Here is a 12,241-nt window from a genome sequence, read left to right as displayed (position 1 = left end):
CCCTCGCCGGCCTGCTGGCCGGTGGCGCGCTGGGCCTTGCCGGCGCGCTCATGCAAACCCTCACCCGTAACCCGCTTGCCGATCCGGGAATTCTTGGCGTTAACGCCGGCGCCAGCTTTGCCATCGTGCTGGGCGCGGCGCTATTGGGAATTACCTCGCCACAGGAACAGCTGGTGATGGCCTTTTGCGGCGCGCTGCTGGCGTCACTGATCGTGGCGTTCACCGGCAGCCAGGGCGGCGGCCAGCTCAGCCCGGTGCGCTTAACGCTGGCGGGCGTTGCGCTGGCTGCCGTGCTGGAAGGGTTCTCCAGCGGTATCGCCCTGCTCAATCAGGACGTCTACGATCAGCTGCGCTTCTGGCAGGCCGGTTCACTGGATATCCGTACGCTGCAAACGCTCAAAACGGTGCTGATTCCGGTGCTGATTGCTGGCGCGGTGGCGCTGATGATGAGCCGCTCGCTCAACAGTTTGAGCCTTGGCACCGATACCGCCACCGCGCTCGGCAGTAAAGTGGCGCGCACACAAATTCTGGGGCTGCTGGTGATTACCATCCTGTGCGCCAGCGCGACCTCGGTGGTCGGCCCTATCGCCTTTATCGGCCTGATGATGCCGCACATCGCCCGCTGGCTGGTGGGTTCGGATCACCGCTGGTCGCTGCCGGTTACCCTGCTGGCGACCCCTTCGCTGCTGCTGTTCGCCGATATTGCGGGCCGCCTGCTGGTTCCCGGCGAACTGCGCGTCTCGGTGGTCAGCGCCTTTATCGGCGCGCCGGTGCTGATTTTCCTCGTCCGCCGTAAATCCTCCGGAGGTGGCCGATGAACGCCCCTTCCCGTCGTCTGCTCGCCAGCTGCCTGCTGTTGGTTATTGGCTGTTTACTGTTAACGCTTCTGAGCCTACGCAGCGGCGCGGTGACGCTGGAATTTTCCCAGGTCTTCAGCGCGCTGTTCGGCGACGCGCCGCGTGCCGTCACCATGGTGGTGACGGAATGGCGTCTGCCGCGCGTGCTGATGGCGCTGTTGATTGGCGCCGCGCTGGGCGTCAGCGGCGCGATTTTTCAGTCGTTGATGCGCAACCCGCTGGGTAGCCCGGACGTGATGGGCTTTAACACCGGGGCATGGAGCGGCGTGCTGGTGGCGCTGGTCTTCTTCGGCCAAAACCTGACTACTATTACCCTCGCCGCGATGGCGGGCGGCATTGCCACCTCACTGCTGGTGTGGGCGCTGGCGTGGCGCAATGGTATCGAAACCTTCCGCCTGATTATTATCGGCATCGGCATCCGCGCGATGCTGATGGCCTTCAACACCTGGCTGCTGCTGCGCGCCTCGCTGGAAACCGCCGTCTCTGCCGGGCTATGGTTTGCCGGGTCGCTCAACGGCCTGACCTGGGCCAAAATCTGGCCCGCCGCACCGCTGATGATCGTCGCGCTGGCCTGTTCGGCGCTGCTGGTGCGCCGCCTGCGTCTGCTGGAGATGGGCGATGACAGCGCCTGCGCGTTGGGGGTGCGTGTCGAATATTCTCGTCTGCTGCTGATGCTGGTTGCCGTGGTGCTCACCGCCGCCGCCACCGCGCTGGCCGGGCCGATTTCCTTTATTGCGCTGGTCGCCCCACATATCGCCCGCCGCTTGAGCGGCACCGTACGCTGGGGGCTGACCCAGGCCGCACTCTGCGGGGCGCTGCTGCTCACCGCCGCCGATTTCTGCGCGCAGCAGTTGTTCTTGCCTTACCAGCTTCAGGTGGGGGTGGTGACCGTCAGTCTTGGCGGTATCTATCTCATCGTGCTGCTTATTCAGGAGTCTCGTAAAAAATGACCGATACCGTCGCCCGCTTGCGCGGCGAGGCGTTAACCCTCTCCTACGGCAAAAAGACTATCGCCGAGTCGCTGAACGTCACCATTCCGGACGGTCATTTTACCGCCATTATCGGCCCTAACGGCTGCGGTAAATCGACGCTGCTGCGTACGCTCAGCCGCCTGATGACGCCGACTCACGGTCACGTCTATCTCGACGGCGAAGAGATCCAGCGCTATGCCAGTAAAGAGGTGGCGCGACGTATTGGTCTGCTGGCGCAAAACGCCACCACGCCCAGCGATATTTCAGTACAGGAACTGGTGGCGCGTGGGCGCTATCCGCACCAGCCGCTATTTACCCGCTGGCGGCAGGAAGATGAGGATGCCGTACAGCGCGCGATGCAGGCGACCGGGATCGTTGAACTGGCAAATCAGAGCGTGGACACCCTCTCCGGCGGCCAGCGTCAGCGTGCGTGGATTGCGATGGTGCTGGCGCAGGATACCGCGATCATGCTCCTCGACGAACCGACAACCTGGCTGGATATCAGCCATCAGATCGATCTGCTGGAACTGTTAAGCGAGCTAAACCGCGAGCGCGGTTTTACGCTCGCTGCCGTGTTGCATGATTTAAACCAGGCCTGCCGCTACGCCACGCACCTGATTGCGCTGCGCGAGGGAAAAATTGTCGCCGAAGGCGCGCCGCAAGAAATTGTGACGGCGGAATTGATTGAAGCGGTGTACGGGCTGCGCTGCATGATCATCGACGATCCGGTGGCCCATACGCCGCTGGTGGTGCCGCTGGGACGGCGATGATTATTACCGGGCTGCCCATCCTGTATAACCGTGTAGGCCGGATAAGCAAAGCGCCATCCGGCTGACCGGCGCATGGTGCCGGATGGCGGCTACGCCTTATCCGGCCTACAGGATAATCAACCGCTGTTTTCCTACCCCAATATCTCCTGAATCACCGGTCCTATCGTCTCAAACGCCGCGGGCGTGATGATATCTACGTGCGGGCAGTCCTGGCGATAAACCTCCAGTTCGCCCACCCACGGCCCCCACGCTGTCTGCGGGTCCGCCTGGCGGGTTTTCTCTGCCACGAACAGCGTCGCTTTACCGTCGAACGTGGCGCTGTGCGCGGTGGTCAGCAGCCGTACCGCATCGGCATAGTTGCCTTCAATCGCGCTGAACAGCGCGCTGGACCCTTGTCCCTGCTGCGCGGCGAGGAACGCTTCACGTTCGCGGTTTATCTCCGCTAACACTGCCGGGTCGAGGCCGTTAGCCTCTTTTTCCGCCCAGTTTTGTGTCTCCGGCGGCCAGGTATCCAGCAGGCCGAGGAACGCTACCGTTTCTCCACGCTGGCGTAACCGGGCGGCGATGCCCTGCGCCAGCGTGCCGCCGAGGGAATAGCCCAGCAAATAGTACGGCCCGTGTGGCTGCTGCGCCAAAAGCGTGGCCAGATGCTGCTCGCAGACTTCGTCCAGCGTCTGCGCCGTTTGCATTGGCCCTTCCGGGCGCGGCGACTGAATGCCGGTGATTGACCAGCGCGGCGACAGATAGCGCGACAGCACGCTGAACTGCCAGGCGAAGCCCGAGGCGGGATGGAAGCAGTACAGTGTCGGCCCGTCGCCAGTGCGCAGTGGCAGCAGCGGCTCATGGCCCAGACGCAGAGCCTGCTCCTCATCATCGCTCTCCAGCAACGCGCTCAGTTTGCCCACCGTCGAGGAGACCATCACCTGCCCCGGCGTCACCTGACGTCCGGTACGCTGGCTAAGCATTGCCGCCAGGCGCATCGCCAACAGCGAGTGTCCGCCGAGGGCGAAGAAATCGGCGTCGATATCCAGAATTTCGCAGCCCAACAGCTGGCTGAACGCCTCGGCCACCTGCGTCTCTGTCGCCGACTGCGGCGCACGCCCGGCGTTTTTCTGCGTCAGAGACGGCAGCGGCAGCGCCTTGCGATCCAGTTTACCGTTGGCGCTCAACGGCAGCGCGCTAAGCTGCAGCAACACCACCGGCACCATATGCGGCGGCAGACGATCGCGCAGTTGTGCCAGCAGCGCATCGGTATCCAGCGGCAGGCCAGAAGTCGAGACCACATAGCCTACCAGTTGACGCGCATCGCCGCCGGTAGCAGCGGCCTGGTTAATGACGCAGGCGTGAGTGACCGCTTGCTCCACGTCTTCTAGCGTCTGCATCACCCGATCGATTTCTCCCAGCTCAATGCGCTGGCCGCGAATTTTCAGCTGATCGTCGCTGCGGCCTAAATACTCCACCGCACCGTTATCCAGCCAACGCGCCACGTCCCCGGTGCGATACATTCGCTCGCCAGGGGCAAACGGGTCAGCGATAAAGCGACTCGCGGTCAGGTCGGGACGCCCCAGATAGCCCTGCGCTAGCTGAATGCCGGTGAGATAGAGATCGCCCGCAACGCCAAACGGTACCGGACGCATCATGGCATCGAGGATGCGCAGCCCGGTATTCCACACCGGGAAACCAATCGGCACGCTGTTGTCGGTTACCGCCGCGAGCGCTTCACCATAGGCAGGGTACCAGCTCACGTCCACCGCAGCTTCCGTCGGCCCATAAAGGTTATGCAGCGGCACGTGAGTGAGCACTTCCCATTCCCGGCACAGCGAGGTCGGCAGCGCTTCACCGCTGCAGAATACCCGCTGTAGCGAGCGACAGGTGGCTGCCGTTTCCGGCGTCAGCGAGGCGACAAACGCCGCCAACATCGACGGCACAAAGTGGGTAGTGGTGACGCCATATTGCGCAAAGAAACGCTGCATCGCCAGCGGGTCACGATGCGCCTCCGGCTCGGCCATCACCAGGCTCGCCCCGGCGATAAACGGCCACCAGAATTCCCACACCGAGACGTCAAAACTGCACGGCGTTTTCTGCGCCACCACGTCAGCAGCGGTCAGCGGATAGTGGTTTTGCATCCACAGCAGGCGGTTAACGATCGCCTCATGGCCAACCATGACCCCTTTCGGGCGGCCGGTCGAGCCGGAAGTAAAGATGATATAAGCGGTCTGTTCCGGCGTCGCCAGCGCTAACGGCTGGTCATCGCTCGTCTCCAGCGGCGCGTTCAGGCACAGGCTGGCGATGTTCGGGAAACGGTGTAACTGATCGTCGGCGGTAATCAGCAGCGATGGCCGCGCGTCTTCCAGCATCATCTGCAGGCGGTCGTCGGGATAACCGGTGTCCAGCGGCAGCCAGGCGGCACCGGCCTCGACGATGGCGTGCAACGCCAGCGTCAGGAAGACGGAACGCGGTAGCGCCACGGCCACACTGTCGCCGGGCTTCACGCCGCGCTGACGCAGCACGTTTGCCAGCGCCACCACCTGCTGGCGCATTTCGCGGTAGGTGAAGCGGTAATGGGCGTCAACCAGCGCCACGGCATCCGGCGTTTTTGCCGCCTGAGCAACAACCAGTGAACTCAACGTTTCACGCGACAGCGTTTTGCCCGTAGCGTTAATCTGCGCCAGACGATGATATTCATCGTCGGAAAGCAGCTCGACATCGGCACAGGTCAAGGCGGGATTACCAGCAAACTGCTGCAATAATGCGGTTAAACGCGCGATATGTTGCTGCAACGTCGCTTTATCATAACGTTGTTGATTCGCCAGGACTTCCAGCGTCAGGCCGCCCTCTTCATCCGGGAACAGCGCCAGCTCCAGATCGTTCACCGGCCCGGTCGCCAGCGTATGGGTGATGGCCGTCACGTCGTCGAAAGCCAGACGATAATCGAACATTTTGACGTTAAAAACCGGGCCGAACAGCGCTTCATCACCAGCGGCTTTACCCGCATCACGGACAATCTGCTCGGCGTCGTAGCGCTGGTGGCGACGCATTTTTTTCAGCTGTGCTGAGAGGCGTGTCGCCAGCTCGGCCAGCGTCTCCTGGCCGTTGAGGATGACCGCCAGCGGCAGCACGTTCAGCACCGGACCGGTGGAGGTCAACGCCGCGGAACCCAGGCGGCGCATAAAAATAAACCCTGCGGCATATTCACTGCGCCCGCACAGGCGTCCCAGCCACAGCGCCGTTAACGCCAGCGCCAGATCGGCAGGCTGACAATTTGGCGCTGCCGCGCTCAGGCGGCTAAACGCCCGGCGATCGGCGGTCAGCTTTAATCGCCAGATGGCGCTGCTTTGCGCCCGCCCCGGCAGCGGCGCGGGTGAGAGTGAAGCAGGAGACGGCAGCGCTTTTCGCTGCTCGGCCCAGAAGGTTTTATCGCGCAAGTACGCGTCGCTCTCGCGATAGCGCTGATATTCCTCCACCACTTCCGCAAACGGTGTGAACGCTGGTTCGGGCGGCGCGTCGCCGCGCTGCCAGGCCTGGTAAATGAGGCTTATCTGACGGGTAATGGCCGGGAAGCTGAAACCGTCGACCAGCAGATGATGATAGCGCTGATACCAGAACCAACGGCTGTCTCCAACCCGATAAAGGCGGTGGCAAAACAGCGGATTACCGCTGTCGACGCGGCTGTTTTGCGCCAGATCGGCCTGCATCCGCGCCAGCGCCTCCTGCTGCGGATCGTCAAACGCGCGTAAATCGTCTATCGGCGGTTCAGCAATAACCAGGCTGTCGTCAACCCGCTGCCACACTTCACCATTGTCTTCGCTAAAGCGCAGGCGCAGCGTATCGGCCTGCATCATGCCGGCGGCAATCGCCCGCGCCAGCAGATCGCCATCGATTTCACCTTGTAATTCAACGTAATGTGCCACGCTCCAGGCGTTCGGCAGCGTCGAGAGTGCCTCCGCCATCCAGATACCCGGCTGAGCGGCAATCAACGGTAAACGCGGGCTCATGAGCGACCTCCGGAGGCGGTGAAGTGGTCGGGGGTTAGCGTGGTCCAGTGCGCGCTTAACCAGGCGTTGCACGCCTCAAGCGGCTGAGGTTGGCAGACCACCGTCCAGCCCGCGGGTAGCGTGCACTGCTGGGGCCAGAGACTGAACTGTCGCTGCGGGTTTTGCAGAAGGTAAAACTGCCCTTGCGCCACATCGAAGGGGTTACTGACTTGCATACCAAACTCCTGTCTTTAATCGCGCTCGCCGCCCCACAGGGTCATCAGCCCGGCGGTCAGGCCGCCGCGCCAGCAAAGCGCATCATGTCCGCCGTCAACCTGACGCCAGAAAATCGGCAGCTGCGTGTGCTGTAATTGGGCAAAAAGCGCCTGATTGGCGCGAAAAATAAGCGGTTCACGAACACCGGCTTCGAGCACGATGCGTAACCCCTGAGGCTGAACTTCGCCGCGTTGAAGCTGTTCAAGGAGAAGACCGCTCTGGTGTCCTCCACGGTGCGGCCACCAGTAAGAACCGGACTGGCTTAGCACGCAGCCAAATCGCGCCGGCCAGCGTAAGGCTGCATACAGCGCCGACAGGCCGCCGAAACTCTGACCGGCCACCACGGTGCGGTCGGCACGTTCGCTGAATGGCGCAATCGCCTGCACCTGCGGTAACAGCTCCTGCTGTACCGCCAGCCAGAAGTCGGGGTTACACGGCAGCTCGACGCTGCGATGGACGTTGTCGATGACATCAATTAGCAGGTACACCGCCGGAGGCAGTTTGCCCTCGTCGGTTAACGCGGTCAGCGAAGGCCATACCGGCATGCTTTCCGCCCAGAACTGGCCGTCGAGCAGCACCGCCAGCGGACGTTCTTCATCGCCTGCATCGCCGGTGGAAAAAATCCATGCCCGGCGCTGGTTACCCAGCCGTTCGCTGTGCCAGGTGATGCACTGCGGCGGGTTCCAGCGCGCGGCGGGCGTTGACCAGCCGGGTTGCTCCGGCGCCTGCGGCATCTCCAGCGCCGACACCGCATGACCGCGCCCGCCCTTCCAGCTCTGCGGATTCAGCGGGTCAGCAATCGCCTGCGGCAACAGCTTACGCCAGCCTTCGCGCAGCCGCATGCGATCGGGTTCGGCCGCGGTGAAAATATCCGGGGGAAAATCATCTTCACGCGCGGACGGCGCGAAGCAGTAGCTGCCGCGCCAGGTCGACGGCAGCGTGGTTGTCCAGCACCACGCATCGGTGTGGGCAATGCGTTGCAGCGTTTGTGGCGCCGAGTTGTGGTGGTGATCGGTGACGCCGGTAATGTAAATCCATACCCGCCGAATCGGCGAAGTGGCTTCGCTTCCCGCCGGATCGCGCCACCAGAACGTCACCCGACACTGCCCGTTAACACATTGATACTGTGGCCCTTTTATCGTCGCCCACCAGGCATCACTTCCTGTCGCTAACTTCCCCACCACGTTAACCCCATGTTTATTGTGGAATTTATTGTTACACGCTAAATTTTATTGATAATATTATTGATAACTATTTGCATTTGCAATAGCGTATTGGCGCGCAACTTTCACATGCTTTACGCATATAACCATGCCGGAGCTTGCCCTTTGGGACGGAGCTGTACGAGCCCCCGGCGACGAAAAGCAGGATACAAAATGAATAATAAAATCAAATCCCTGACCTTCCTGGTCAATTTGGGTATCTATGGCATGGCCGCTCCGGCCTTCGCCGCTGAAACAGACAGCAGCAAAACCGACGTCAACGGTGAAACCATGGTGGTGACCGCCGCCGAGCAGAACCTGCAGGCGCCGGGCGTTTCCACCATCACCGCCGATGAAATCCGCAAACGCCCACCGGCGCGCGATGTTTCTGAAATCATCCGCACCATGCCGGGCGTGAACCTGACCGGTAACTCCACCAGCGGCCAGCGCGGCAACAACCGCCAGATCGACATTCGCGGGATGGGCCCGGAAAACACCCTGATTCTGATCGACGGCAAGCCGGTTACCAGCCGTAACTCGGTTCGTCAGGGCTGGCGCGGCGAGCGTGATACCCGTGGCGATACCGGCTGGGTACCGCCGGAAATGATTGAACGCATTGAAGTCCTGCGTGGCCCTGCAGCAGCCCGTTACGGTAACGGCGCAGCGGGCGGCGTGGTCAATATCATCACCAAAAAGGGTGGTGATGAGTGGCATGGCTCCTGGAACACCTACTTCAACGCCCCGGAGCACAAAGAAGAAGGCTCCACCAAGCGCACCAACTTTAGCCTCAACGGCCCGCTGGGCGGAGATTTTAGCTTCCGCCTGTACGGTAACCTTGATAAGACGCAGGCGGATGCCTGGGATATTAACGATGGGCATCAGTCGACCCGTACTGGCGACTACGCTGACACCATGCCAGCCGGCCGCGAAGGCGTCAAAAACAAAGATATCAACGGCCAGCTGCGCTGGGACTTCGCGCCAATGCAGTCGTTGGAGTTTGAAGCTGGCTATAGCCGTCAGGGCAACCTCTACGCGGGCGATACCCAGAACACCAACAACGATAATGCAGGCGACGGTCTGGTGAAAAAATATTACGGTAAAGAAACCAACCGTATGTACCGCCAGAACTATGCGCTGACCTGGAACGGCGGCTGGGATAACGGTATCACCACCAGCAACTGGGCACAGTACGAGCATACCCGTAACTCACGTCTGGGCGAAGGGTTGGCAGGCGGTCTGGAAGGCCTGTTCAATAGCGACCAGTTCAGTGATACCGATCTGGCTGACGTGACCCTGCACAGTGAAATTAGCATTCCCTTCGATCTGTGGGTTAATCAGAATCTGACCCTCGGCACCGAGTGGAACCAGCAGCGTATGAAGGACTCCAGCTCGAATACGCAGACCTTCCTTGGCGGTAATATTCCGGGCTATAGCACCGATGCCCGCAGCCCGTATTCCCAGGCGGAGATTTTCTCGCTGTTTGCTGAAAACAATATGGAAGTGACCGATACCACCATGCTGACACCGGCATTGCGTTTCGATCACCACACCATCGTCGGCAATAACTGGAGCCCGTCGCTGAACTTGTCTCAAGGATTAGGCGACGACTTCACCCTGAAAATGGGTATCGCGCGCGCTTACAAAGCGCCGAGCCTGTATCAGACTAACCCAAACTACATTCTGTACAGTAAAGGCCAGGGTTGTTACGCCACTGGTGCCGCCAGCGGCATCGGCTGCTACCTGCTGGGCAACGACGACCTGAAAGCGGAAACCAGCATCAATAAAGAGATTGGTCTGGAATTCAAGCGTGAAGGCTGGCTGGCTGGCATCACGTGGTTCCGCAATGACTATCGAAACAAAATTGAAGCGGGTACCGTTCCTCTGACCCGTATCAATAACGGCAAAACCGACGTTTATCAGTGGGAAAACATCCCGAAAGCGGTCGTTGAAGGCCTGGAAGGTACGTTGAATGTTCCGGTAAGCGAGACCGTGAACTGGACCAACAACATTACCTACATGTTGCAGAGCAAGAATAAAGAGACCGGCGAACGGCTGTCGATTATCCCGGAATATACCCTCAATTCCACGCTGAGCTGGCAGGTGCGTCAGGATCTGTCGCTGCAAACCACGCTGACCTGGTACGGTAAACAGCAGCCGAAGAAATACGATTACCAGGGTGAACCGGTAAGCGGCTCTTCTGCCAATGAAGTCAGCCCGTACAGCATCGTCGGCCTGAGCGCAACCTGGGACGTGACCAAAAATGTCAGCCTGACCGGCGGCGTGGATAACGTCTTTGACAAACGACTGTGGCGTGAAGGCAACGCGCAAACCGTGAGCAACAACCGCACGGGCGACTACATGGCGGGCGCAGGGGCGTACACCTATAACGAACCGGGCCGTACCTGGTATATGAGCATCAACACCCACTTCTGATAAAATGGGTCCCCTCTCCCACACGGGAGAGGGTTCTTCAGGAACCATATGCGCACCCATCACAGCACCCTCCACACGATACAGCGTATTGATTTTGCGCCCGACACTTTCACCCCGGGTGATTTACTGTGGCTGCCCCATCACGCCGAGCTTGCCCGCATGGGAAAAAAACGCCAGACCGAGCACCTCGCCGGACGGATTGCCGCCGTGCACGCGCTACGCGCATTCGATGAAAAATCGGTGCCGGGAATCGGCAAGAACCGCCAGCCGATCTGGCCTGACGGCCTTTACGGCAGCATCAGCCACTGCGGTAACACGGCCATCGCCATCGTCGCCAGAACGCCGGTCGGCATTGATATTGAAGCCATTTTTTCGCCTCAGCTTGCCAGTGAGTTGGCGAGCCACATTGCCAGCGAAGAGGAACTTGCCGTGCTGCGCCACAGCACGCTGCCCTTACCGCTGGCGCTAACGCTGGCATTCTCGGCCAAAGAGAGCGCCTTTAAAGCCTATTCTGCGCAGACCAACGGCCAGCCCGGATTTCACAGCGCCCAGGTTGTGTCGCTCGATGCCAGCACAATACGGCTGAGCTTTACCGCTCGCTTCGCCCCCGCCCTTGCCAATAGCGTGATTTCCATCAATGGGTTAATCAACGGCCCGCACGTCATCACCAGTTCTCTCCCGCTCAACGAAGCGTGATCCTTTTCTCCTTTTAAGAAATTAACTGCGTAAAACGTAGACAGTTCCACAACTCAGCTTTATCGTTAAATTGAATAATAAATCATTATTGAATATATATTCAATGTGGAGAAAAAGATGAAAGCTAACTTTGTGAAGTCTGCCCTACTCGCTTCAACGATCGCCGTATCCGGTTCGCTGTTTGCCGCCGATAACGGGCTGATCGCCATTATTACCCCTTCCCATGACAACCCGTTCTTCAAAGCCGAAGCCGACGGCGCGGCGGCAAAAGCCAAAGAGCTGGGCTATACCACGCTGATTGCCTCGCATGATGATGATGTGAATAAGCAGAACCAGCTTATCGAAACCGCCATTGCCCGTAAGGCCAAGGCGATTATCCTCGATAACGCCGGGGCCGATGCCACCGTCGGGCCGCTGGAGAAAGCCAAAGCCGCCGGCGTGCCGGCGTTTCTGATTGACCGCGAAATCAATAAAACCGGCGTTGCCGTGGCGCAAGTTGTCTCCAACAACTATCAGGGCGCACAGCTTGGCGCAGAGAAGTTCGCCAAACTGCTCAACGGCAAAGGCAAGTACGTCGAGCTGCTGGGCCGTCAGTCGGATACCAACGCCAGCGTCCGCTCGCAGGGCTACCACGATGTGCTGGACGATTACAGCGACATGAAAATGGTGGCGCAGCAAACCGCCAACTGGAGCCAGACCGAAGCCTTCACCCGTATGGAAGCCATTCTGCAAACCAACCCGGATATCGTCGGCGTCATCTCCGGTAACGACACCATGGCGCTGGGCGCGGAAGCGGCGCTGAAGGCGGCCGGTAAAAAAGACGTGATTGTGGTCGGCTTCGACGGTAGCGACTACACCCGCGACTCAATCATCAATAAGGGCAATATTAAAGCCACTGTCCTGCAACCCGGCTGGAAGCAGGCGCAGATGGCCGTCGAGCAGGCGGACTATTACCTGAAAAACGGCAAAGCGCAGAAAGAGGAGAAGCAGCTGATGGACTGCATCCTGATTGACGACGCTAACGCCAGCAAACTCAACATGTTCAACCTCAGCGAGTAACCG

The 12,241-nt window shown here is 60.2% G+C and carries 9 protein-coding genes; 6 read left to right on the top strand and 3 right to left on the bottom strand.

Annotated features, from left to right (window positions below):
• The 3 genes from fepD to fepC all read left to right on the top strand — a co-directional run.
• Positions 1–818: Fe(3+)-siderophore ABC transporter permease (gene fepD / locus M989_RS19895; RefSeq protein ID WP_064548179.1), on the top strand; the 818-nt coding region annotated here is incomplete at its 5' end.
• Positions 815–1,807: an iron-enterobactin ABC transporter permease gene (fepG, locus tag M989_RS19890; RefSeq protein ID WP_064548177.1), complete on the top strand. Its 993-nt coding sequence runs from the start codon at positions 815–817 to the stop codon at positions 1,805–1,807. The genes fepD and fepG, both read left to right, overlap by 4 nt.
• On the top strand, positions 1,804–2,598 hold the full coding sequence (gene fepC / locus M989_RS19885; RefSeq protein WP_064548175.1) for an iron-enterobactin ABC transporter ATP-binding protein: 795 nt from the start codon (positions 1,804–1,806) through the stop codon (positions 2,596–2,598). The genes fepG and fepC overlap by 4 nt, the downstream gene beginning before the upstream one ends.
• Before the next feature lie 131 nt (positions 2,599–2,729).
• Here fepC and entF read toward each other — a convergent pair whose 3' ends face one another.
• The 3 genes from entF to fes are packed head-to-tail and all read right to left on the bottom strand — an operon-like array spanning position 2,730 to position 8,029.
• Positions 2,730–6,593 (bottom strand): enterobactin non-ribosomal peptide synthetase EntF, encoded by a 3,864-nt coding sequence (gene entF, locus M989_RS19880; RefSeq protein ID WP_064548174.1) that lies wholly within the window; start codon positions 6,591–6,593, stop codon positions 2,730–2,732.
• A complete protein-coding gene (locus M989_RS19875; RefSeq protein ID WP_064548172.1) occupies positions 6,590–6,808 on the bottom strand; it encodes an MbtH family protein in 219 nt (72 codons plus the stop codon). The genes entF and M989_RS19875 overlap by 4 nt, the downstream gene beginning before the upstream one ends.
• A 15-nt stretch (positions 6,809–6,823) precedes the next feature.
• Complete coding sequence (fes, locus tag M989_RS19870) at positions 6,824–8,029, bottom strand: enterochelin esterase (protein WP_064548185.1); 1,206 nt, start codon at positions 8,027–8,029, stop codon at positions 6,824–6,826.
• A gap of 195 nt (positions 8,030–8,224) precedes the next feature.
• Here fes and M989_RS19865 point away from each other — a divergent pair, with 195 nt between their 5' ends.
• The 3 genes from M989_RS19865 to M989_RS19855 all read left to right on the top strand — a co-directional run bounded on the left by M989_RS19865 (position 8,225) and on the right by M989_RS19855 (position 12,238).
• The gene (locus tag M989_RS19865) at positions 8,225–10,483 is read left to right on the top strand and encodes a TonB-dependent siderophore receptor (RefSeq protein ID WP_064548169.1); all 2,259 of its coding nucleotides are present in this window, start codon (positions 8,225–8,227) and stop codon (positions 10,481–10,483) included.
• 48 nt (positions 10,484–10,531) lie between these two features.
• Positions 10,532–11,179, top strand: a complete 648-nt coding sequence (entD, locus tag M989_RS19860; protein ID WP_064548168.1) for an enterobactin synthase subunit EntD — start codon at positions 10,532–10,534, stop codon at positions 11,177–11,179.
• 117 nt (positions 11,180–11,296) lie between these two features.
• The gene (locus M989_RS19855) at positions 11,297–12,238 is read left to right on the top strand and encodes a D-ribose ABC transporter substrate-binding protein (RefSeq protein WP_064548166.1); all 942 of its coding nucleotides are present in this window, start codon (positions 11,297–11,299) and stop codon (positions 12,236–12,238) included.
• Positions 12,239–12,241: the final 3 nt, after the last annotated feature.

The sequence above is a fragment of the Kluyvera georgiana ATCC 51603 genome (assembly GCF_001654985.1).
In the GTDB taxonomy this organism is placed as follows: domain Bacteria; phylum Pseudomonadota; class Gammaproteobacteria; order Enterobacterales; family Enterobacteriaceae; genus Kluyvera; species Kluyvera georgiana.
This window is presented reverse-complemented; position numbering and strand designations above follow the sequence as displayed.